Source organism: Streptomyces sp. NPDC058877, assembly GCF_042742855.1.
Taxonomy (GTDB): Bacteria; Actinomycetota; Actinomycetes; order Streptomycetales; family Streptomycetaceae; genus Streptomyces.
Genome location: NZ_JBHYMF010000074.1, coordinates 1728 through 24442, shown reverse-complemented (window position 1 = coordinate 24442; position 22715 = coordinate 1728). Strand labels below are relative to the sequence as shown.

The window sequence follows — 22715 nt, the reverse complement described above, 5'->3', positions numbered from 1 at the left end:
CGACGGTTCAGCAGGGACACGAGCCCTCCCCGGGGGCGCCGGAGGGCCTTGACGCCAGCGCCTCCTCGCGCAGTGCCCGTGCCCGGCGCAGGGCGGTGACCGCGGGATCCTCCGGGGCCGCGTCCCCCGCTGCTCCCGCACCGGGGGAGCCCCCCTCGCCGCGTGCCGCCGCCAGAACCTCGCCGACGGTGCTCAGACCGCCCAGCTCGCCCCGCACCGAACGCCCCAGGACCTCCACCGCGCCCGCCTCCCGGGAGCGCGACCGACAGTGGAAGGCCAACTCGCAGGCGGCCAGGCACTCCGGCGCGTACTGGTGGGGCACGCACTCCACGGCCTTCGTCAACTCCTCCTGGGTCCGCTCCGCCACGTCGAAGTCGATGCCTTCCGGCAGGGCCCGGGCGATCTCGTCGATCCGGGTCAGCCTGGCCAATTGCCGACGGGTCACCGAACGCTGCTTGCGCACGTCGACCATCGAGGCCGTCGGCAGGTTGGAGAAGTCCTTGGGGCAGACCAGGAATACCGACTGCGCGACCCGCGCACCCTCCGTGCGGGCCGCGACCCGCTCCAGGGCGAGCACGTACACGGCGGCCTGACGGGCGGCGGCGCCCACCTTTGCCGCATCGGCCGAACCGTCGACCATCGGGAACGACTTGATCTCCACCACCGTCCACCCGCCGTCCGGACGGACCACCACCGCGTCCGGCTCCAGGTAGACCGGCGCGCCGGCCACCTCCAGGGCGAGCAACGGATGGTCGAGCAGCGTCCAGGCTCCGGCTCCGGTCGCCTCCCGCAGCGCGAGCGCGGTCCGCGCCACCCGCCCCGTGGGCCCGGCCGCCGACAGGTCCGGCACGGACACCTCGCCCGGCTCCTCGACACCGATCAGCCGCAGCAGTTCGCGTCCGCCGTCCGCCTTGACCTTCGCCTCGAAGGAGTTGCCCCGGACGATCGCGAACTGCGACTGGCCGAACGGGGCGGGCGAGCCGAGCTTCGCGGCGAGGGCCGACTTGTCGATCCCGGCCCCGTCCAGCAGGGCCCGCCGTCGACAGCCGGGGTTGGCGGCGAGCGCCGCGATCGCCCTGGCGTCGAGCGGGCGCGGCACCACGGCCGGGCCGCGCAGCTCAGCGAGCCTTCCCCGGGCTTGCGGCTCCGCTCGCTCCGGGGACGCCCCGCTCCGGGGTGTCGTCTGCGGTGGTCGTGACAGACCGCTGTCCAGGGATGCGCTCACCCGTGGAAGTCTCGCATCCACCACCGACAACCGGGGACGCTTCCGCCCTGCCGCGCAGCCCGTCGGCGAGCCGGAGCACGTACGGGGTGAGGAGCGAACCGGCGCCCATCACGGCGGCCCCGGCCACCGCGTCGAGCAGGTAGTGGTTGGCGGTGCCCATCACGACCACCGTGGTGACCAGCGGATACGCCGCTCCGAGGAGCTTGGCGGCCGGCGTCCGCCCGTGTCGCCACAGCATCACCCCGCACCACAGCGCCCAGCCGACGTGCAGGCTGGGCATCGCCGCGTACTGGTTCGTCAGACCGCCGAGGCCGCGCGGCGCGCTGGCCTCCGCACCCCACCAGCCGTACGCGCTGAAGTGCGCCATCGTGTCGGTGAAGCCGTGCACCGGGGCGAGGAGCCGGGGCGGGCAGGTGGGCAGCAGCGTGAAGCCGACGAGCCCGAGCAGGGTGGACGCCATCAGCCATGTGCGGGCGGCCCGGTAGCGCCCGGGGCGTCGGTGGAAGAGCCACACCAGGACCGCCGGGGTCACCAGGTAGTGCAGGGAGGCGTAGGCGAAGTCCGCCGGGACCCCGAGCGCGGGGACGTCCGTGAACAAACGGTTCAGCGGGGCCTCGACGTCGATCCCGAGCACCTGCTCCCACCGCAGGAGCGCGAGCCCGTGCTCGATGGCCGAGGCTTCGTCGCCCCGCACCAGCAGCCGCCCGCCGGAGTAGGCGGCGTACACGACGACGATCAGCGACAGCTCCGCCCACCAGCGTGGCCTGCGCATGGATGTGTTCCCCCCGGTCGGTGATCGCCCCGGGCGGGGGGACGCAGAACGGCCCCCGCAGGTTGCCCGGACGCCACCTCCGATTCACGTGGGAGATGATGGAAGGAGGCACGTCCGCACCGTGAACCTCTGGAGCGTCCTTCGCATGGCACCGCGCATCCTGCTCGCCCGACACGGCCAGACCGAGTGGTCACTCCTCGGTCGGCACACCGGCAGGACCGACATCCCGCTGCTCGACGAAGGACGACGCGGCGCGAAGCTGCTCGGGGAGCGACTGCACCGGGCCCCCTGGAACGACCTGCCCGGTGTGGACGTGCGCACCAGCCCGCTGGTCCGGGCGAGCGAGACCTGCGAACTGGCCGGCTTCGGCGACCGGGCCGAACCCTGGGACGCGCTGATGGAATGGGACTACGGGGCGTACGAGGGGCTCACCCCGGAGCAGATCCGGGAGATCCAGCCGGGGTGGTTCATCTGGCGCGACGGGGTCCCCCAGGGGGAGACCCTGGCCCAGCTGTCGGACCGCGCCGACGAGGTCGTGGAGTGGGCCCGCTCCGCCGACCGTGACGTCCTGGTCTTCGCCCACGGCCACATCCTGCGCTCCATAGGCGCGCGCTGGCTCGGGGAGGACGTCTCCTTCGCCTCCCGCGTCCGCCTCGACCCGACGAGCCTGTCGGTCCTGGGCTGGGCGTACGGGGCTCCGGCGGTCGAGCGGTGGAACGACACCGGCCACTTGGAGCGGTGAAGCCCGGGGCCCCGGCCGATGGGGGTGGTCGAGGCCCGGCCGGCGTTCCGGTCAGCGGGTGCCGGCCAGCACCCGACCGGTCTCCGAAAGCAGGCCCCGGATCCGGGCCGAGGCGATGCCGTCCAGGGAGTCCATGACGCGCCGCGCTTCGGCCGCGGCCTCGTCCGGTCGACCGGCGTGTGCCAGGTCCTTGGCCAGGTGGGCCCGGTAGAGCGCGAGGTTCCGGGCGAAGTGCGGGTTCTGCAGCACGGCGGCCCGATGGGCGTGGCGGGCCGCCCTGCCCCATTCGTGGAGCGCCGACCAGCACTGGGCCTCCAGGGCCTCCCGCTCCGGCTCGCCGAAGAAGGACATCCATTCCGGGTCGCCGTCGGAGGGGCCCCGGTCGAAGAAGCCGTGCGCCCGGCCGAGGGCCTGTTCGCAGGCGGACCGGTCGCCGAGCCCCGCCCATGCGCCGGCCTCCCGCAGGGAGAGCAAGGAGAGCAGCCGGGCCGAGTCGAGTGCGCGGGCGGCCCGCAGGCCCGCCTGCGCCGCACGGACCGCCTCGCGGTACCGGCCGGTGTCCCGGGCCAGGAACGAGGCGTTGCAGAAGGCGTGCGCCTCCAGGGCTGCGTTCCCCGCCACGCGTGCGGTGGCCAGGGCCTCCGCATAGTGCGAGCGGGCGTCCTCGGGCCGGCCCGAGTCGTGGGCCAGCCAGCCGACGGACAGGGAGAGCTCACCCGCGCCCGCATGCAGCCGTTCCTCGGTCGAGCGCCGGGACATGGTGCCCGTGTCGAGCAGCGCGTACGCGGCGCGGAGTGGCTGGACGGCCGTCTTGTAGAGCCCGTCGGCGCCGTGCCGGTCGTCGACCAGCCGGATCTGCCGCACGGCGTCCTCGACGGCCCGCACCTCGGCCTCGCCGATCCGGTGGGTGCCGCGGGGGGAGGGGATCGCGACGGCGGGGCCGCCGAGTCCGAGCGAGGCGACCGCCAGGGTGGCGGAGCCGCTCGTCATGAATGCGCGACGCAGCACGTCGCTCTCCTCATCGTTCCGGTTGGTGAGGGCGGCGGGGGGCGATGCTCCGGCCTGTCGCCTGCCGCGAACCGTTTCCCGCGCGGAGAACCCCAGGTCGGAGAGGTCCGAACCGGGAAACATGTGCAGGAAAACCCGCTCGTACGCGTAGTTGGGGCAGCGGATTTCGCCCGCTTCCACGCGTCCGATGTAGCGGGCGTCGCACGCGACCTGTTCGCCGATCTCCCGTGCCGCCCGGCGGACCGCCGCGGCGAACTCCGCCGGCGAGCGCTGTCCGCGGAGCCGACGGAAGGCGAGATTGGGAACTGCCCGTGACATCGCCATGGCCGAGCCCTCTCTGGTGCAGCCGGGTGGTCCGGCGGCAAGAACGTACCCGCTGTGACCGGATGCGCACGCTGGGTTTGACTACAAATCGGATATCTCGCCTGCGATCTGCCATGAACTGCCATCCTTTGCGGCGGCATGGCGCCGTAGCCGTTGACGCGCGCGGGCGTTGAACCGTACGGGGAGAGACGAAACGTGTCTCCTCTCGTAGCGAGGAGGGGTTCCATGTCGGAGATCGGTTCGCAGTCGGCCACGCGGCCCGCCCCCGGGGCCGACGGGCCCCAGACCGCCGCCGGAGCCTGGGACCTGGTGACCGTGCCGGTCCGGCAGGGACTGGAGGCCGTCGACATCCTGCGCCGCGGCGCCGCCCCCGCCGTCGGTCCCGTCGTCCACGACGGGACCTGCGACACCCTCGGCTTCCTGGTGCCGCCGGGCACCGCCGCGGCCTGGGACATGCCGGGCAGCGCCTGCACCCGGACCTCCGGCCGCGGCCTGCGCCTGCCCGAGCTGCCGGAGCTGCCCGAACCGGCGGGCGACGCCCCCCGCCCCGCCGGCTGGCTGCTCCCTCCGGGGGACTCCGACCCCGTCACCGATCCGGCCGTGCTGCGCGAGGCGCTCGGCGAGGCGGCCCGGCTCATCGAGGCGGCCGACGGCTGCCGCTGAGGCCGTCGGGCGGGCCCTTCGCGCCTGGCCCGATAATGGCTCCGTGGCCAGGAACAAGCAGCGGGACCGGGCGGCTGCGACCGCCCCCGTCGCCGAGACCGTCGACGGCGGCCTCGCCGAACTCGTACCCGATCGGGAGCGCCCCCGGGGGTGGACGCTGCTCATCGACGGCGCCCCCCAGTCGTACGTCGACCTCGACGACCCCGCGCACCTCTCCTTCGAGTACCAGCGGCGCCTCGGCCACATCGCCGACCTCGCCGCCCCGCCGAACCGGCCGATCCAGGTGGTGCACCTCGGCGGCGGCGCCTTCACCCTCGCCCGGTACGTCGCCGCGACCCGGCCCCGCTCCACCCAGCAGGTCGTGGAGCTCGACGGCCCACTGGTCCAGTTCGTCCGTCGGGAGCTGCCGCTCGACGGCGGTGCCCGCATCCGGGTCCGTTCCGTCGACGCCCGCGCCGGCCTCGCCAAGGTCCAGGACGGCTGGGCCGACCTCGTCATCGCCGACGTGTTCGGTGGGGCGCGCACCCCGGCCCACCTGACCAGCACCGAGTTCCTCGCCGAGGTGCGGCGGGTGCTGCGTCCCGACGGCCGCTACGCGGCGAACCTCGCCGACGGGCCGCCCCTGACCCATCTGCGCGGCCAGATCGCCACCGCCGCCGCCGTCTTCCCCGAGCTGGCGCTGGTCGCCGACCCCACGGTCCTGCGGGGGCGCCGCTTCGGCAACGCGGTGCTGCTCGCTTCCGACCGGGAGCTGCCGGTGGCCGAACTGACCCGCCGGGTCGCCACCGATCCGCATCCGGGCCGGGTGGAACACGGTCGTGCGCTCGCCGACTTCGCCGGGGGAGCGGCGCCCGTCACCGACGCGAGCGCCAAGCCCTCGCCCGCGCCGCCGGCCTCCGTCTTCCGCTGATCCCTACGCCTGTCGGTCCTCGATCTCCACCCGGGGCGCGGTGTCGTGCCACAGGCAGAAGACCGACAGTTCGCGGCCGTCCTTGGTGAAGGTGACCCGGATCCAGGTCGGCTGCTTCCACACCTGCATCTGCCAACCGGACGCGGGCGTCGCCGCGACCAGTTCGGCCGAGGACTCCCCGAGGTCGAAGGTGACCCGGCCGCCGTCCACCGGGTACGTCTTCACTTCCGAGCCGGAGCCCGATCCGGTGGGCGGGGCGACGGGGGCACTGGTCGTCGGTGCGGGACGGTGCGAAGGGGACGCGGTCGGGGAAGCGGGAAGGGCGGTGGTCCCGCTCGGAGCGGGTTCCGCAGGGGACGGTGCGGCGGGCGGGGTGCCCTCCGGCCGCCGGGTGGAGGAGGTCAGGGGTTCGGTGCCCGCCGCGTCCGGCACGTCGGTGGTGCCGACCGGCAGGGGCAGGGCGCGCGGCGGGTCGTACACCGTGCCGGACAACACGGTGTGCACCCCCCACCAGGACAGGGTGACCGCCGCGCCGGTGGCGAGCGACCAGGCCAGGGCGTGAACGAGTCCTCTTCGCACCGGGACATAGTGCACCACCCGTCCCGGGGCGGTGCGGGAGGGTGGACCTTGCCCGGGCGCTCACTCGAATGGCGTACGGTGCCGCCCATGGCAAGTGTGCTCGTGGTCGAGGACGACCCGTTCGTGCGCTCCGCCCTCATTCGGCAGCTGTCCGATGCCTCCCACGCGGTACGGAGCGTCGGCACTGCCCTGGAGGCGCTGCGCGAGGTCGCCCATTTCCGGTTCGACGTCGTGATCCTGGACCTCGGTCTGCCCGATCTGGACGGATCCGAGGCGCTCAAGATGCTGCGCGGGATCACGGACGTCCCAGTGATCATCGCGACCGCCCGGGACGACGAGGCCGAGATCGTGCGGCTGCTGCATGCCGGGGCGGACGACTACTTGGTGAAGCCCTTCTCCGTCGACCACCTCTCGGCCCGGATGGCCGCCGTGCTGCGCCGCTCCCGGGGCGCCGCCGGCGAGCCCCCGTCCTCCCCGGTCCTCCGGGTCGGCGGGCTCACCGTCGACCCGCTGCGCCGTCAGGCCGAACTGGACGGGGCCCCGCTGGACCTGACCCGGCGGGAGTTCGACCTCCTGGCCTTCCTCGCCGGACGCCCCGGTGTCGTCGTCCCTCGCAAGGAGCTGCTGGCGGAGGTCTGGCAGCAGGCCTACGGGGACGACCAGACCATCGACGTGCATTTGTCATGGCTGCGCCGCAAATTGGGTGAAACCGCCGCCCGGCCCCGCTATCTGCACACCCTGCGCGGGGTGGGCGTGAAGCTGGAACCGCCCCGGGAGCCGCAGCCGTGAGATGGGCCCTCGTCAAGGTGTCGCTGGCCGTCACCGTCATGGTCGTCTTCGCCTTCGCCGTCCCCCTCGGGCTCGTCGTCCAGGAGATGGCCCGTGACCGGGCGTTCTCCAACGCGGAACGCCGGGCCGCCGGGCTGGCCCCCGTCCTCGCGATCACCACCGACCGCGAGGAGCTCGACAAGGCCGTCGCCACCACCGAGGACGGGGCCGCGGGGCGGCTCGCCATCCACGTGCCCGCCGCCGAACCCGTCGGTGCGCCGCTGGAAATCGGGAGCCGGCGCGCGGCCCCCGAGGAACTCGCCGCCACCCGCCGGCTCGGCCGGGCCTCCATCGCCGAGGTCCCCGGTGGCTTCGCCCTGCTCCAGCCGACCGCGCTCAGCAGCGGTCAGGTCGCCGTCGTCGAACTCTTCGTCCCCGAGGGCGAGGTCAGCAACGGCGTCACCACCGCCTGGCTCGTCCTCGCCGGCGTCGGGATCGCCCTGGTCGTCGGCTCCGTCGCCGTTGCCGACCGCCTCGGCGTCCGCATGGTCCAACCCGCCCAGCGGCTCGCGGGCGCCGCCCACGACCTCGGCGAGGGCAAGCTCGGGGCACGGGTTCCCGAAGAGGGACCGACCGAGCTCAAGTCGGCGGCCGTCGCCTTCAACTCGATGGCCGACCAGGTCGTCCAACTGCTCGCCAACGAACGCGAGCTGGCCGCCGACCTCTCCCACCGGCTCCGGACCCCGCTCACCGTGCTCCGGCTCAACGCGGCCTCCCTCGGTTCCTCTCCGGCGGCCGAGCAGACCCGCACGGCCGTCGAGCAACTGGAACGCGAGGTCGACACCATCATCCGTACGGCCCGGGAGGCGAAGCCGCAGACCCAGGCCACCGGACCCGGTGCCGGCTGCGACGCCGCCGAAGTGGTCCGGGAACGGATGGACTTCTGGTCGGCGCTCGCCGAGGACGAGGGGCGGCGGGTCCGGGTCGCGGGCGTCGAACGCCCGGTCCGCATCCCGGTCGCCCGCCCCGAACTCGTCGCCGCCCTCGACGCCCTGCTCGGCAACGTCTTCCGGCACACCCCCGAGGGCACCGCCTTCTCCCTCGACGTCCACAACGGGGACGACGCCGTCATCATCCTGGTCTCCGATGCCGGAGCCGGCATCGTCGATCCGGCCGCCGCGCTGGCCCGGGGCAACAGCGGCGGCCGGGACGGATCCACGGGCCTGGGACTCGACATCGTGCGACGGATGGCGGAAGGCACCGGCGGCGACGTCCGCATCGGCCACTCGGTCCTCGGCGGCACCGAGGTGCGGATCTGGATCGGCCTCGACGGACGGCGCCCGGGCGGCGCCACGGGGCGCCGCGGCCACCGGACCGCCCGCCGGCGCAAGGCTCCGGAGGCCCGCCGGCCGGCTGGTGCATGAGCCTTGCGCCGGAGCCAACCTTTCGTGGTTCCGATGCCTTCCTTAAGCGGAGCCTAAGGATCCCAATCCCGCTCCCCGGAAAGGCTTTTGTCCGGTTCCCCCTCGCTAGCGTGCTGCCGCACCCCACCCCCGGCACACAGAGGCAGGCACGCGATGGCCACGAGTTCGCACCGGCGCAGGACGAGCATCCGGACCAAGGCCGTCGGAGCGGCCGTCGCGGCAGCGGTCGTCGGCGGCGCCGCCTTCGCGCTCACCGGCACCGCCCAGGCCGCCTCCGTCGGCGCCGCCTACACCAGGACCAGCTCCTGGACCGGCGGCTACACCGGCCAGTACGTCGTCACCAACGAGACGGCCGCCGCCCAGTCCGACTGGACCCTGGAGTTCGACCTCCCCGCCGGAACGACCATCGGCTCGCTCTGGAACGGCGAGCACACCGTCTCCGGCACCCACGTCACCGTGAAGCCCGCGAGCTGGAACAAGCAGCTGGCCCCCGGTCAGTCCGTCACCGTCGGCTTCGTCACCTCCGCGCAGGGCCGGGCCGACGACCCCGTCAACTGCCTCATCAACAAGGCCGCCTGCTCGGCCGGGGGCGCCACCCCCACCCCCAGCGGACGTCCCACCGAGCAGCCCACCGCCACCCCGTCGACCACCGCCACCGCGAGCCCGCGGCCGACCTCCACCACCGACCCGAAGCCGACCGGCACGGCGACCCCCACGCCCACCGCCACCCCGACCCCCACGCCCACCACGACCGGTGCCCCCGCCACGGCCGCCCGGTACGCCCCGTACGTCGACACCTCGCTCTACCCGGCGTACGACCTGCTCGCGACCGCCGACGCCACCGGCGTGAAGGAGTTCAACCTCGCCTTCATCACCTCCGGCGGCTCCTGCGCCCCGCTGTGGGGAGGGGTCACCGACCTGGCGAACGACAGGGTCGCCGCCCAGATCGGTGCCCTGCGCGCCAAGGGCGGTGACGTCCGGGTCTCCTTCGGCGGTGCCGCCGGCCACGAGCTGGCCCTGAACTGCTCGACCCCCTCGGCGCTCGCCGCCGCCTACGGCAAGGTCATCGACCAGTACCGGCTCGCCAAGGTCGACTTCGACATTGAGGGCGCCGCGCTGCCCGACACCGCCGCCAACACCCGCCGTTCACAGGCGATCGCCCAGCTCCAGAAGTCCCACCCCGGACTCGACGTCTCCTTCACCCTGCCCGTCATGCCCGAGGGCCTGACCCAGCCGGGCGTCGACCTGCTCGCCGACGCGAAGAAGAACGGCGTCCGCATCGGCGCCGTCAACATCATGGCGATGGACTACGGACCGGCGTACAGCGGCGACATGGGGACGTACGCGGTCCAGGCCGCGACGGCGACCCACGCCCAGGTCAAGGGCGTTCTCGGGCTCTCCGACGCCGCAGCCTGGAAGGCCGTCGCCGTCACCCCGATGATCGGCGTCAACGACGTCGCCAGCGAGGTCTTCACGGTCGCCGATGCCACCCAGCTCGTCGACTTCGCCAAGTCCAAGGGGATCGGCTGGCTCTCGATGTGGTCCTCGACGCGCGACAAGCAGTGCGCCGCGGGCGCCGTCAACCACGCCGACGCCACCTGCTCCTCGATCCTCCAGCAGCCGCTGGCCTTCACGAAGGCCTTCGCCGCCTACAAGTGACCGGACCCCCGAGTCCCCCCACCCGCGCGCCCCGGTCGGCCCCACCCACCCCCCTCGACCGGGGCGCGTCCCCTTCCGGCTACGAGGGCGCCCGCGAGAGCTTCCACTCCTCCGCGTAGTCGTTGAAGATCGCCCGCAGGTGATGGCCGATCTTCAGGTAGTCCAGGTCGTCGAGGTTCGCCAGCGAGACGCGGACCGACCATTCGGGGCCGTCGAAGCCGCCGCCGTTGAGGAGGACGACGCTGGTCTGCTCGGCGAGCCGGAACAGCGGGTCCACCGGTTCGTAGTTCTTCTCCAGGAAGTCCGCGAAGTCCTTGCCGTGCACCCGCTCCGCCTCTGCGAGGAGGTCGAGTTCGATGTAGTACCCGGCCCGCTCGGGGTCGCCGGCGATCTTCATCTGGGCGCCTTCGAGGAGCAGGTCGAGCCGCTGCCGCACGATGTCCCGGATCTTCCGCTTGTAGGCCTGGCCCTCCTCCAGCATGTCGAAGAGGGAGAAGAGCGCCATCATCACCTGCTGGGGCAGGGAGAGCCCGGCCGTGTGGTTGAGGGCGACCTGCCGGGAGTCGGCCACCAGCCGGTCGATGAAGCGGATCTTCGCCGGCTCCAGGGAGAGCGTGCCGTACCGCCTGTCGAGTCGGTCCTTCACCGCCCGGGGCAGGTCCGCGATCATTTCGTCGATCACGTTGTCGTCGTGCAGGCCGATGACGCCCAGCCGGTGGCCGGTGCAGCCGTAGTGCTTGGAGTACGAGTACACGAGCAGCGTGTTGCGGGGGAGGTCGGCCGCGAGCGAGCGGAAGCCCTCCACGAAGGTGCCGTACACGTCGTCCGTGACGATCAGCAGGTTCGGGTTCGGGCCGGCGACGACGTCCTTGATCTGCTGCGCCACGCGTTCGCTCATCGCCAGCGAGGGAGGGTTGGACGGATTGACGACGCAGACCAGCTTGACCGAGGGGTCGGCCAGCTTCTCGACCTCCTCCGCCGGGTAGCGCCACTCGCGCACGCCGGTCTCCGCGAAGAGGCTCGCCCGGACGGTGACGACGTCGAACTCGTAGGTGTCGAGCTCGGGGATCTCGATGTACGGGGTGAAGACCGGCACCATGAGCGCGATCCGGTCGCCCTTCTGCAGGATCCCGTTCTTCAGCAGGGAGTCGAAGACGTAGCACATGGCGGCGGTGCCGCCCTCGGTCGCGAACAGGGACAGGTTCCCGGCCGGCGGTCGCCCGTCGAACATCTCGTCGTGCAGGTAGCCGCGGACGATCTGCTCGACGTGGGGCAGCATCCGGTCCGGTACCGGGTAGTTGTCGCCGATCGTGCTGTCGGTCAGCTCGTGCACGAAGGCGTCCTTGTCGAACCCGAAGCGCCCGACCGCGTGCTCCACGCAGTCCCGCAGCATCTCGATGCCCGGCAGGTCCGGGTGACGGCGGACGAAGGCGTCGAAACGGCCCCCGGAGCCGATGAGTTCGGGCATGCCGCCGAGGTTGTCGGCGGTCCAGACCCGGCGGGACTCCGCGAGGGCGAAGTGGCCGAGCGCGAAGAACGCCTCGCGCGGGCCGGTGGCGACCCAGTTCGGATTGCCGCGGCCCGCATTGAGCATCTGGCTCTGTGACTTCCCCTTCTGGCCGGGCTCGCCCTCCTGGGCGGCCCGTGCGATCTGGAGGAACTTGTCCTTCAGCTCGAACGGCGAAAGCTGTGCGAAGGACTGGATCTCCTGGCGGGTGAACGTGGTCTTGGGCACGGTGACTTCCTTGGTTGCGTGGGGGGCTCGGGTCGGGGGGGCGGGGTCAGTGGTTGAGGATGACGATCACGGCGCCCCAGATGGTCAGCAGGACGTTGCCCACCGCGTAGGGGATCGTGTATCCGAGGGTCGGGATCTGGGACTTGGACTGCTCGTTGATCGCGCCGATCGCCGCGGTCGTGGTCTGGCCGCCCGCCAGGACGCCCATCAGGATCGGGAAGCGGATCTTCTGGACGTGGTGGCCGACGAGGAAGCCCACGATCAGCGGCACCACCGTCGCCACCGCACCCCAGACGAGGAGCCCCCAGCCGGCCGCCGACAGACCGCTGGTGAAGCTCGGCCCGGCGTTGATGCCGACGACCGCGACGAAGAGGCAGAGCCCGAGGGTGTCCATGAACCACTGGGCCCCCGGCGGCACGTTCCCGTACGTCGGGTACTTGCCGCGGATCCAGCCGAACACCAGGCCCATGATCAGCGCGCCGCCGGAGGTGGACAGGGAGATCGGGACGCCCGAGAGGGTCAGGGCGGGGATGCCGATGCAGCCGCCGAGGAAGATGCCGAGGCCCACCCAGAGCATGTCGGTAGCGAAGGAGGTCGGCACCGGTGTGCCGATCGCCTTGCCGGCCGGGTCCACCAAGCGCTTCGGACCGCTCAGGACGACCGTGTCGCCGCGCTCCAGCTTCGTGGAGAGCCGGTAAGGGAACTCGGCACCCGATCGGTAGAGCTTGTCGATGTACACGCCGACCATGAACGGCTCCCGGCGCAGCTCGGCGACCGTCTGCCCCAGGTGGGCCTTCTCCGAGGCGACCACGTGCAGCGTCTCGGTCTCGTAGCCGAGCAGTTCCACGTCATCGGTCTCGGCACCGATCTGGGTGCCGGCGTCGAAGTCGACGAGCGAGCCGCGCAGGGCGCTGACCGCGAGCACGTCTCCGGACCGCAGCACGGTCTGCTGGTCGTGCGCGAGGATCCGTCCCCCGCGCCGCACCCGGGTGATGTAGATGCGGTGTCCCAGCTCCTTCTGCTGGTTCTCGAAGTCGTCGATGGTGCGGCCGACGAGCGGGGAGTGGTCCATCTCGTAGGCGCGGAGGACGACCTCGTAGTAGCCGTCGGCCAGGTCGGGGTTGTCTCCCGGGGCGTCAAGCTCGGCCGCCAGCCGTGCCGACTCGGCCGCCAGGTCCCGTCGGTAGAGCTTGGGCAGGACGTTGGCGAGGAGCATCGCGCACAGGATCGTGCCCAGCGGGTAGGTGACGGCGTAGCCGATGGCGACCAGGTTGCCCTCGGTCTTGATCTGGTCGGCGGAGAGTCCGGGGAGGTTCCCGATGGCGTCCTGGGCGACGCCGATCACGGCGGACTGGGTGAGCGCACCGCCCAGCAGGCCGGCGGAGAGCCCGGGGCCGTACCCCAGCATCACGGCGAAGCCCCAGGAGACCAGGAGGCCCGTCACGCAGACCACGACCGCGTTGACGACCTGCGGCAGGCCGTCCTTCTTCAGCCCCCGGAAGAACTGGGGGCCGACCTTGTAGCCGAGGGCGAAGAGGAACATGGTGAAGAACAGGTTCTTCATCGTGTCGTCGATGGTGATCTCGAAGCGTGCGCCCATCAGGAGCCCCGCCACCAGGCAGCCGGTGACGGCGCCGAGCGCGATCGCCTTGTAGCGGAGCTTGCCGAAGAGGAAGCCGAGCGCGACGGTGAGGAAGACCAGCAGCTCGGGATGGGGGTCGAAGACGTTCCGGTTGAGGAAGTCGGTCATGTGGCGATGCCTCCCCTCAGGCCCCGAGGATGCCGACGAGCAGCGGGCCGGTCAGCGGGAGCAGGAAGTTCGAGAGCGTGTACGTGATCGTGTAGCCGAGCATCGGGACCGAACTCTGTGCCACCTGCGTCACGGAGGTGATCGCCGGTGTGGAGCACTGCTGGCCCGCGATCGCACCGATGAGGAGCGGTTCCTCGATCTTCAGCAGCTTGCGGCCGACGATCAGCGAGATCGTCGCCGGCACCAGGACCATGGCGATCCCCGCGAACGGCAGCAGCACCCCGTACTCCTTCAGCAGCGGCCACGCCTGCGGTCCCGACACCAGGCCGGTGCAGGCGATGAAGATCGCGAGGCCCATGTCCTTCAGGGTGGTGGCGGCCTGCGGGGGGAAGGCGCCGAAGGTCTGGGTCCGGGAGCGGAACCAGCCGAAGAGCAGCCCGGAGACCAGACAGCCGCCGCCGGTGCCGAGGGACATCGGGACGTCGCCGAAGGTGACCACGACCTGCCCGAGCAGGGATCCGCAGGCGATGCCCAGGCCCAGGTAGATGAAGTCGGTGGCGTCGTTCTTCACGGTCGCACCGACCTTCGACGCCAGCCTGCCGAGGCCCGAGCGGGCACCCACCAGGGTGAGCACGTCGCCGCGGTGCACGACGGTCTCCGGAGTCGCCGGCAGGTGTTGCTCGTTGCGCAGCACGTCCGTCACGTACACCCCGCCCGAGGTGAACTCCGGATGCTCCCCGGCCAGGGTGTCCAGGGACTTGCCGACCGCAGACCGGTCCGTCAGGGCCACCTGGGTGGTGGCGAGCGGGGTGTCCAGGCCGGGGATCGCCGGGGTCTCGGGGCCGATCTGGCGTCCGGCCGCGATGATGTTGGACCGGCGCCCCACCACCAGGACCAGGTCGGAGAGGGTCAGTTCGAAGTCCGGCGGGGGAGGGGTGAGGACCTTGTCGCCCCGCTTCACGGCCTCGATGGTGACCCGGTTGCCGTTCCGTTGCTCCAGCTGGGAGACGGCGGCGCCGTCCGCGACGGTGACCAGGAACGTCCGGCCGACCATGCCGGGGAGCGCCTCCCGCTCGTCGGGCTCCAGGCCCCCGCCGGAGCCCCGCATCCGCTCCCACAGGGAGCGGGAGGCGTCGCGGAGGTTGATGCCCATCAGCATCGGCATGATCTGGCTGGTGTAGATCACGATGGTGACGAGGCCGAAGAGGTAGCAGACCGTGTACGCGGTGGCCACGTGCCCCTGGTACTGGGCGATCTGCTGCTGGGTCAGGTCGGAGAGCTGACCGATGGCCTCGGTGGCCGTGCCGACGACCGCGGACTCGGTGGCCGCGCCGGCGAGGATGCCGGCTGCGGTGCCGACGTCGAGATCGAAGGCCTCGGCCAGGCCGAGGGCGATGCCGACGACACAGACGACCTCGATCAGACAGAGGACGAAGAAGCGCAGGCTCTTCCGGTTGAGGTTCGCGAAGAACTGCGGACCCGCCAGGTAGCCGAGCGAGAAGATGAAGAGCGCGAAGAAGATCGTCTTCACGTCCTCGGAGAGGGTGATCTTCGTCCAGGCGCCGAGGAGCAGGGCGACGATCAGCGTGCCGCAGATGCCGCCGAGCGTGATCGGGCCGACCCGGAGCTTGCCGAGGAGGTAGCCGGCCGAGAGGCAGAGGAAGAGGGCGAGTTCCGGGTTGTCACGCAGGACTCCCACACGGCCTCACCCTGCCCGATATGTCTTGAATCTTGAAATATGCGACATAAGGGGAAATTAGCAGGGGTGTGGATGGAGTGGATCAACGCCTCACCCGTACGAGTGGTGGTGCGCGGAAGCCATCAGATGTGCCGGGGCGCCGTCGCGACGGCCGCCCGTGGGGTGCGGTCGACAGCGGTCCGCCCCGGGTGCGGACTTCCTGTGTGTGCTCCGTCACGTCGAACGTCGGGTCGGGTGGAAGTGGCGGCCCCGTTCCCTCCACGCCGGGCGGGGGCGTACGGAAACCACAGAGGCCCCGGTTCTTTCGAACCGGGGCCTCTGCCTTCAGGGTGAGTAACGGGACTCGAACCCGCGACATCCTGGACCACAACCAGGTGCTCTACCAGCTGAGCTATACCCACCACGACCGGCGGTTTTCCCGAAGGTTTCCCCGACCGGCCGAGAAGAAGTCTACAGGGTTCTGGGGGGTGCTCGCGCCCGCGTTTCCCCGGAGGGTTTTCCGAAGGGGTCGGAGGCGCGAGCGGGCGGTCATTCCGCGGGCAGCACGTGGCGGGCCGCGATCTGCTTCGCGGTCTCCGAGTCCGGGCCGGGCCGCGGGACGAAGACGGCCTCGCGGTAGTAGCGCAGCTCGGCGATCGACTCGCGGATGTCGGCGAGCGCCCGGTGGTTGCCGTTCTTCTCCGGACTGTTGAAGTACGCCCTCGGGTACCAGCGGCGGGCCAGCTCCTTGATCGAGGAGACGTCCACGATCCGGTAGTGAAGGTGGCCCTCCAGGGCGGGCATGTCGCGGGCGAGGAAGCCGCGGTCGGTGGAGACCGAGTTCCCGCACAGTGGTGCCTTGCCCGGCTCCTTCACGTGCTCCCGGACGTACGCGAGGACCTGGGCCTCCGCGTCGGCGAGGGTGGTCCCGTCGGCCAGCGCGTCGAGCAGTCCCGAGGAGGTGTGCATCTGACGCACGATCTCCGGCATGGTTTCCAGGGCCGCGTCCGGCGGGCGGATCACGATGTCCACCCCGTCGCCGAGCACGTTCAGTTCCGAGTCGGTGACCAGCGCGGCCACCTCGATGAGTGCGTCGTCCGTCAGCGAGAGCCCGGTCATCTCGCAGTCGATCCACACCATGCGATCGTTCATGCGTCCTACCTTAGGGCGTGTGCCGCCGATCGGGCCGGGCCGCGCGGCGCGGGCTTTCTCCGGACGGGCCGACGGGCCCCCGGGGGAGGTGTCCCCGAGGGCCCGTCGGTCCTGCATCGCGCCGCTTGTGGCGGCGGCGGTCTGGTTACGGCGCGCTGCGCTGGCCCGGCAGGGCCGGCCGGCCGGGTGCGTACGCGTCCGACGGGGGCTTGCCCGGTTCCAGCGCCCTGCGGAGCCCCGCGGTCCCCTGGGCCGGCACCGCGGGTTCGAGCAGGGCCGTGCCGGCCTCACCCTGCGGTCGGCGGGCGCGGTACGCCGCCCGGTAGGCGGCCGGCGAGGAGCCGAGCTGCCGCCGGAAGTGGCCGCGCAGCGCCACCGGGGAGCGGAAGCCGCACCGACCGGCGACCTCGTCGACCGAGTAGTCGGAGGTCTCCAGGAGCCGCTGCGCCTGCAACACCCGCTGGGTGATCAGCCACTGGAGCGGGGCGGAACCCGTCAGCGAACGGAACCGGCGGTCGAAGGTCCGCCGTGACATGTAGGCGCGGGCCGCCAGGGTCTCCACGTCGAACTGCTCGTGGAGGTGCTCCAGTGCCCAGGCGACGACCTCGGCGAGCGGGTCGGCGCCGATCTCTTCCGGTAAAGACCTGTCGAGGTAGCGCTCCTGACCGCCGCTGCGTCGTGGCGGCACGACCAGCCGGCGCGCGAGCGCACCCGCGGCCTCGGTGCCGTGGTCGGTCCGCACGATGTGCAGACAGAGATCGATTCCGGCCGCGGTTCCGGCGGAGGTCAGTACGTCCCCGTCGTCGACGAAGAGCTCCCGCGGGTCCACGTGGACCGACGGGTAGCGCTTGGCGAGCGTCGGCGCGTACATCCAGTGCGTGGTCGCCGGACGGCCGTCGAGCAGTCCGGCCGCGGCGAGGACGAACGCCCCGGTGCACAGCCCGACGATCCTGGCCCCTTCTTCGTGTGCGCGGCGCAGCGCTTCGAGCGCCTCCGGCGGTGGCGGCGAAGTGATCGACCGCCAGGCCGGGACGACGACGGTCCCGGCACGGCTGATCGCCTCCAGGCCGTACGGCGCGGTGAGTTCGAGCCCGCCGGTGGTCCGCAACGGCCCCTCTTCGCCGGCGCATACGAGCAGCCGGTAGCGGGGCACTCCGGCGTCCTGCCGGTCGATGCCGAACACGGAGAGCGGGATGGAGCTCTCGAAGATGGGGCCGCCGCTGAACAGCAGCACCGCGACGACTTCGCGACGGCGGCGCCCGGACAACTTCCGTGCGGCCTCCGGTGCGGCGGAGTCCTGGCTCATGACGCTAAGCCCCCCTCGGTGTTCGCGTCTCCCTGGTCGTGTCGCTCCTGCACGTTTCCCCTCGGTTTTGCACGAGACCCCAGTCTTCGGTACCCATGATCGAATCTACTGTGTCCCGTGCCACCGGCGTGACAAGTTCTCCATCCGGTGGATTGTCGACAAGGCCACTTGGCGCGAAGCGATCGATCGCGCGGCCATCCCTCCGGCGCCCCCCGGGGGATGTCGCCTCGTGCCGAACGCCCCCGTACGAGGGGGGTGTGGGCCTTCGCGGCAAGGCTTCCGGGGCTCCTGCAGGCAGGGTTGGCCAACCGTTCCGCCACCGATCCATCGATAAATGGAACTTGGCCGAAAACATATGGGGTCGGGTGTGCGAACCTGTCAACTCGAAGGGGTGCGGAGCCGCTCCGAGCCCCCTCGGGAGCTAGTTCCGGTGCCCGGAACGGACCGTTTCGGCCCGTAGTCCGCGCTCCGAGCGGCGCAGCAGCAGCCGGCAGGTCGCCGTCACCGAGACCAAGCCGAGTGCGGTCCCGGCGGCCCCGCCGAGCGAAGTGCCGTAGGCGAGGAGCACCACGGGGACCAGGACGCAGCAGAAGGCCGCCCAGCGGACGATGTCGCCGGCCTGCTCCGCCGTCTCCGTCTCCGTTTCCGTCGCCGTCTCCGGGGCCGGTTCCGCACCGGAGGCCGGGGAGGCGGCGGGCGCCCGGCGTCGACCGCGGGGCGCGCCGACCGCGGGGGTGGGGGCTGCGGAGGTCTGGCCGGCAGCGGTCGATGGTGCGGGCACGGGCGGTCTCCCTGCGACGGTGGGCTGGACCTGTGGCAACGAGGAACGGAACGTTCCGGTCACTCTCGGCGACGTCCGTTTGGCCCCGCGGGGACGTCTGTAGGGCACATCCGGCATTGCCAGATGTCGAACCCCTCGTGCATGCTCCCTGGAACGCCGGGAGTGAGGCGGCGGGCTCTGGGTAGGAGAGGAGTGTCGCCGTACCCTTGGGGGTATGGGCTTGGGAAGATGATTCCCGGACACAGCTCCACCGCCGCCCGCCGTTCGTCCCCCTTTCCCGTTCCTTCTCACGAGGACCCTCTTCGCCGAGACACCGATGGCCGGTCACGAATTCCCCGAACCCGCGGACCGCAAGCGCGTCGCCGACTCCACGGTCGACCCCCTCGCGGTGGAACAGCCACGTCATGCCTGCGACCCTGCCTTCCGGCACGGGGTGGTCGTCGGCTTCGACGGCTCCACGTCCAGTGAGCGTGCCCTCGCGTACGCCATCGGCATGGCCCGTCGCTCCGGATCGGGCCTGATCATCGTGCACGTGGCGAATCGACTGCCCACCACGGTCTGGGCCGGCTGTGAGCCCCCGGTCTTCGTGGACGTCCCGGACCACCGCACCGAGGTCCTCGGTCTGGAGCTGGCCTGCGCCGAGCACCTCGCCGAGGTGCCGTGGATCCTGGTCGAGCGCGGCGGCGACATCTGCCACGAGTTGGAGGAGGTCGGCCGCGAGTACTCGGCCGACGCGATCGTGGTCGGCTCCACGCACGGGATCGTCGGCCGGATCTTCGGCTCGGTCGCGGGGCGCCTCGCGCGCCGTGCGCAGCGGCCCGTCATCGTCATCCCGTAACCGGGGCCGGTTCCCTCCCGTTTCGTTCGCCCCGTCAGGTGGCTCCCTCAACTGACGTCATCCAGACATAAATTCGGCCTCCCTCAGGTGAATTGTGTGCTTGTGAAGGGTAGATAAAGGCCACGGAACGCAGCAGCTCACGCAGGACAACTGCACACCTGAAGGGAGCCCGCCGTGAACAACGAAGTCGCCGCGGGAAACACCGTCTCCACGCTCGGCCACCTGGCGCTCGGACTGACCCTGTTGGCCTTCGGCCTGGGTGGGACCGGAGTCATCGACAACGTCGCGGCAACGGATGCCGCAGGTCTCGCCACCTGGGTCGGCGGCGTGACCCTCTTCCTCGTCGGAATGCTCGCCCTACGCGCGGGCGACAAGGGCGAAGGCACGGCGTACGCGGCGCTCGGCGCCTTCTGGTTCACCTGGGGCAGCGGAGCGGGCGGTCAGGCCTCGGCCGACGCCATGGGGCTCTTCCTGCTCCTGTGGGCGCTCCTCGCGCTCACGCTGACCATGGCGGCCTCGGGCAGCGGGCTCTTCGGGCAGGGCGTCTACGGCCTGCTGTTCGTCGCGCTGCTGTTGCTCGGCATAGGCGCCCTCGCGGACAACGGCGGTCTCGGCAAGGCGGGCGGCTGGGTCGCCGCGGTCGCCGGTCTGGTCGCCTGGTACGGCGCCACGGCCGCGGTCGCCGGCTGGCCGATGGCCCTGCGCCGCGCGGCGGGGGACAGCGCCCCGGCCGCCGGCTGACGGGAGGGGCGCCCGGGCGGGCGCCCGGGAAACAGCGGTCCCCGTGCACGGGAGGTGTGTGCACGGGGACCGCTGGGTGTCCGGCCGAGGTTCCGGGGGACAGGCCCGGAGGGGCGCGGCGTCCGGGGGACAGGCCCGGGCGCCGCGCCTCGGCCGCGACGTCTCTGGGGCCTACTCGACGGTGACGGACTTCGCCAGGTTGCGCGGCTTGTCGATGTCACGGCCCATGGCGAGCGCGGTGTGGTAGGCGAACAGCTGGAGCGGGATGCCCATCAGGATGGCGTCGAGCTCGTCCTCGTTCTTCGGGACCACGATGGTGTGGTCCGCCTTCTCCTGCTCCTGGTGCGCGACCGCGAGGATCCGGCCGCTGCGGGCCTTGATCTCCTCCAGGGCGGCGCGGTTCTTCTCCAGCAGGTCGTCGTCGGGGACGATCGCGACCGTCGGGAGAGCCGGCTCGATGAGGGCGAGCGGGCCGTGCTTCAGCTCGGAGGCCGGGTAGGCCTCGGCGTGGATGTAGGAGATCTCCTTCAGCTTGAGGGAGGCCTCCAGGGCGACCGGGTAGCCGCGCACGCGGCCGATGAACATCATCGACTGGGCGCCCGCGTACTCCTTGGCGAGCTGCTTGATCTCGTCCTCGTTCTTGAGGATCTCCTCGATCTGTGCCGGCAGCTTGCGCAGGCCCTCGATGATCCGCTTGCCGTCGGTGACGGACAGGTCGCGGATGCGGCCGAGGTGCAGGGCGAGCAGCGCGAAGGCGACGACCGTGTTGGTGAAGCACTTGGTGGAGACCACGCAGACCTCGGGGCCGGCGTGGACGTACACGCCGCCGTCGGCCTCGCGGGCGATCGCCGAGCCGACCACGTTGACCACGCCGAGGACGCGGGCGCCCTTGCGCTTGAGCTCCTGGACGGCGGCGAGCACGTCGTAGGTCTCACCGGACTGGGAGACGGCGATGTAGAGGGTGTCGGGGTCCACGACCGGGTTGCGGTAGCGGAACTCGGAGGCCGGCTCGGCGTCGGCGGGGATGCGGGCCATGGACTCGATGAGCCCGGCCCCGATGAGGCCGGCGTGGTACGAGGTGCCGCAGCCGAGGATCTTGATCCGGCGGATGGTGCGGGCCTCGCGCGGGTCCAGGTTCAGGCCGCCCAGGTGCACGGTGGAGAAGCGGTCGTCGATGCGACCGCGCAGCACGCGGTCGACCGCGTCGGGCTGCTCGGAGATCTCCTTGTGCATGAACGTGTCGTGGCCGCCCATGTCGTAGGAGGCGGCCTCCCACTCGACGGTCTCGGGGGTGGCCGTGGTGGAGGCGCCCGAGGTGGTGTAGGTACGGAAGTCGTCGGCCTTGAGGGTGGCCATCTCGCCGTCGTCGAGGGTGACGACCTGGCGGGTGTGGGCGATCAGGGCCGCGACGTCGGAGGCGACGAGCATTTCCTTCTCGCCGATGCCGAGGATGACCGGGGAGCCGTTGCGGGCGACCACGATGCGGTCGTTGAAGTCGGCGTGCATCACGGCGATGCCGTAGGTGCCCTCGATGACCTTGAGCGCCTCGCGGACCTTCTCCTCCAGCGTCTCGGCCTGGGAGCGGGCGATCAGGTGGGTGATGACCTCGGTGTCCGTCTCGGAGGCGAAGACGACGCCGTCGGCCTCCAGCTTGGCGCGGAGCTCCTGGGCGTTGTCCACGATGCCGTTGTGGACGACCGCGACCTTGTTCTCCGGGTCGAGGTGCGGGTGCGAGTTGATGTCGCTGGGGGCGCCGTGGGTGGCCCAGCGGGTGTGGGCGATGCCGGTGGTGCCGGTGAAGCGCTTGGGGACGCGGGCCTCCAGGTCGCGCACGCGCCCCTTGGCCTTGACCATCTTCAGGCCGGAGGACTTCGGGCTGGTGACGACCATGCCGGCCGAGTCGTACCCCCGGTACTCGAGGCGCGCCAGGCCCTCGAGCAGCAGCGGGGCAACGTCGCGCTTACCGATGTAACCGACAATTCCGCACATAAAGGTGAAACCCCTCCAGGTTGATGGACGTGCCCGAGCGGACGGTGCTCAGCCGTAGACGATGCGGCGCAGCTGCCGGAGGGAGAGCTCCGGCGGAGCCACTGCCCGGTGCGGCAGTTCCGCTGCGATGCGCTCGAAGATCGCGGCGTTCACGGCGCCGCCGGACTGCAGCTCGCGGTGGCGGCGGCGGACGAACTCCTCGGTCGTCTCGTCGAAGTACGCCAGCACGTCGAGCACGACCCGGGCGGCCTCGCCGCGCTGGAGCGCAGTGCTGCGGACCAGATGGTCGATGAGGTCGTCGTGCGACGGGCGGTGTTCGAGCACCCGTGAATATTGAGGGCTTTCCCCCTCCCTTTGCAAGAATCCTGCCCGAAATCGGGCAGGGTGGGTCCGTTTCGCGAGCGGAAAGGGCCCCTTGGTCCAGACCATGCCCTTCGGAGCAGAGGGCGATACGCAGGGCGGCCGAGGGGATATACAGAATCAGGACGTGACGATCAACAGAACGACGGACGTGTCGACCACCCGAGGGAGCCCGCCTGTGAGACAGCGCCGAACGATTCCACGTCTGATCGGATCCCTGCTCCTCTTCGCGACCGCCGGAGTCGGGGGGGGGGGGGGGCGCCCCCCCCCCGGCCGGCCCCCCCCCCCCCCCCGCCCCCGGGCCGCCCGGG

20 protein-coding genes and 1 tRNA gene are annotated in these 22715 nt (G+C 71.6%); 8 read left to right on the top strand and 13 right to left on the bottom strand.

What is annotated here, in order from left to right; genetic code table 11:
- Window positions 1–7: 7 nt before the first annotated feature.
- Window positions 8–1225 carry a hypothetical protein gene (locus tag ACFW2Y_RS18830; RefSeq protein WP_384880145.1) on the bottom strand — a complete coding sequence of 406 codons (1218 nt, stop codon included), beginning with the start codon at window positions 1223–1225 and terminating at the stop codon, window positions 8–10.
- A complete protein-coding gene (locus ACFW2Y_RS18825; protein WP_384880142.1) occupies window positions 1119–1997 on the bottom strand; it encodes a phosphatase PAP2 family protein in 879 nt (292 codons plus the stop codon). Before ACFW2Y_RS18825 ends, ACFW2Y_RS18830 begins: the two co-directional genes overlap by 107 nt.
- A 145-nt stretch (window positions 1998–2142) precedes the next feature.
- On the opposite strand from ACFW2Y_RS18825, the gene ACFW2Y_RS18820 reads away from it, so the two are divergent.
- Window positions 2143–2739 (top strand): histidine phosphatase family protein, encoded by a 597-nt coding sequence (locus ACFW2Y_RS18820; protein WP_384880140.1) that lies wholly within the window; start codon window positions 2143–2145, stop codon window positions 2737–2739.
- 51 nt (window positions 2740–2790) lie between these two features.
- Here the strand turns inward: ACFW2Y_RS18820 and ACFW2Y_RS18815 are convergent, their stop codons facing one another.
- The gene (locus tag ACFW2Y_RS18815; RefSeq protein WP_384880137.1) at window positions 2791–4071 is read right to left on the bottom strand and encodes a tetratricopeptide repeat protein; all 1281 of its coding nucleotides are present in this window, start codon (window positions 4069–4071) and stop codon (window positions 2791–2793) included.
- Window positions 4072–4296: 225 nt separating this feature from the next.
- Between ACFW2Y_RS18815 and ACFW2Y_RS18810 the strand changes: the two genes are divergently transcribed.
- Together ACFW2Y_RS18810 and ACFW2Y_RS18805 are read left to right on the top strand one after the other, a co-directional pair.
- On the top strand, window positions 4297–4734 hold the full coding sequence (locus ACFW2Y_RS18810; protein WP_384880134.1) for a hypothetical protein: 438 nt from the start codon (window positions 4297–4299) through the stop codon (window positions 4732–4734).
- A 43-nt stretch (window positions 4735–4777) separates the two neighbouring features.
- Window positions 4778–5644, top strand: coding sequence for a spermidine synthase (locus ACFW2Y_RS18805; protein WP_384880131.1), 867 nt, complete (start codon window positions 4778–4780; stop codon window positions 5642–5644).
- A gap of 3 nt (window positions 5645–5647) precedes the next feature.
- On the opposite strand, the gene ACFW2Y_RS18800 is transcribed toward ACFW2Y_RS18805, so the two are convergent.
- Window positions 5648–6223 (bottom strand): hypothetical protein, encoded by a 576-nt coding sequence (locus ACFW2Y_RS18800; RefSeq protein ID WP_384880128.1) that lies wholly within the window; start codon window positions 6221–6223, stop codon window positions 5648–5650.
- Window positions 6224–6310: 87 nt separating this feature from the next.
- Between ACFW2Y_RS18800 and ACFW2Y_RS18795 the strand changes: the two genes are divergently transcribed.
- From ACFW2Y_RS18795 to ACFW2Y_RS18785, 3 genes are all read left to right on the top strand, one after another.
- Entirely contained in the window at window positions 6311–7012 is a 702-nt protein-coding gene (locus ACFW2Y_RS18795; protein WP_384880125.1) for a response regulator transcription factor, read from the top strand.
- Window positions 7009–8415, top strand: a complete 1407-nt coding sequence (locus tag ACFW2Y_RS18790) for a sensor histidine kinase (protein ID WP_384880122.1) — start codon at window positions 7009–7011, stop codon at window positions 8413–8415. Before ACFW2Y_RS18795 ends, ACFW2Y_RS18790 begins: the two co-directional genes overlap by 4 nt.
- Before the next feature lie 153 nt (window positions 8416–8568).
- On the top strand, window positions 8569–10074 hold the full coding sequence (locus tag ACFW2Y_RS18785) for a cellulose binding domain-containing protein (protein ID WP_384880119.1): 1506 nt from the start codon (window positions 8569–8571) through the stop codon (window positions 10072–10074).
- 79 nt (window positions 10075–10153) lie between these two features.
- Here ACFW2Y_RS18785 and ACFW2Y_RS18780 read toward each other — a convergent pair whose 3' ends face one another.
- From ACFW2Y_RS18780 to ACFW2Y_RS18750, 7 genes are all read right to left on the bottom strand, one after another.
- Window positions 10154–11809, bottom strand: coding sequence for a bifunctional aspartate transaminase/aspartate 4-decarboxylase (locus tag ACFW2Y_RS18780; RefSeq protein WP_384880117.1), 1656 nt, complete (start codon window positions 11807–11809; stop codon window positions 10154–10156).
- A 46-nt stretch (window positions 11810–11855) separates the two neighbouring features.
- The gene (gene aspT / locus ACFW2Y_RS18775; protein WP_384880114.1) at window positions 11856–13559 is read right to left on the bottom strand and encodes an aspartate-alanine antiporter; all 1704 of its coding nucleotides are present in this window, start codon (window positions 13557–13559) and stop codon (window positions 11856–11858) included.
- Between the two features lie 16 nt (window positions 13560–13575).
- Window positions 13576–15258 carry an aspartate-alanine antiporter gene (aspT, locus tag ACFW2Y_RS18770; protein ID WP_384880112.1) on the bottom strand — a complete coding sequence of 561 codons (1683 nt, stop codon included), beginning with the start codon at window positions 15256–15258 and terminating at the stop codon, window positions 13576–13578.
- A gap of 328 nt (window positions 15259–15586) precedes the next feature.
- Window positions 15587–15659, bottom strand: a tRNA-His gene (locus tag ACFW2Y_RS18765).
- Between the two features lie 127 nt (window positions 15660–15786).
- Window positions 15787–16389, bottom strand: coding sequence for an oligoribonuclease (gene orn, locus ACFW2Y_RS18760; protein ID WP_384880109.1), 603 nt, complete (start codon window positions 16387–16389; stop codon window positions 15787–15789).
- 145 nt (window positions 16390–16534) lie between these two features.
- Window positions 16535–17695, bottom strand: a complete 1161-nt coding sequence (locus ACFW2Y_RS18755; protein ID WP_384880106.1) for a helix-turn-helix domain-containing protein — start codon at window positions 17693–17695, stop codon at window positions 16535–16537.
- A 421-nt stretch (window positions 17696–18116) separates the two neighbouring features.
- A complete protein-coding gene (locus tag ACFW2Y_RS18750; RefSeq protein ID WP_384880103.1) occupies window positions 18117–18476 on the bottom strand; it encodes a hypothetical protein in 360 nt (119 codons plus the stop codon).
- Between the two features lie 316 nt (window positions 18477–18792).
- Between ACFW2Y_RS18750 and ACFW2Y_RS18745 the strand changes: the two genes are divergently transcribed.
- A complete protein-coding gene (locus tag ACFW2Y_RS18745; RefSeq protein ID WP_352017441.1) occupies window positions 18793–19314 on the top strand; it encodes a universal stress protein in 522 nt (173 codons plus the stop codon).
- Window positions 19315–19488: 174 nt separating this feature from the next.
- Complete coding sequence (locus ACFW2Y_RS18740; protein ID WP_384880100.1) at window positions 19489–20055, top strand: GPR1/FUN34/YaaH family transporter; 567 nt, start codon at window positions 19489–19491, stop codon at window positions 20053–20055.
- Between the two features lie 171 nt (window positions 20056–20226).
- Here ACFW2Y_RS18740 and glmS read toward each other — a convergent pair whose 3' ends face one another.
- The gene (gene glmS, locus ACFW2Y_RS18735; protein ID WP_384880097.1) at window positions 20227–22044 is read right to left on the bottom strand and encodes a glutamine--fructose-6-phosphate transaminase (isomerizing); all 1818 of its coding nucleotides are present in this window, start codon (window positions 22042–22044) and stop codon (window positions 20227–20229) included.
- Window positions 22045–22092: 48 nt separating this feature from the next.
- Window positions 22093–22368 (bottom strand): hypothetical protein, encoded by a 276-nt coding sequence (locus ACFW2Y_RS18730; protein ID WP_384880096.1) that lies wholly within the window; start codon window positions 22366–22368, stop codon window positions 22093–22095.
- Window positions 22369–22715: the final 347 nt, after the last annotated feature.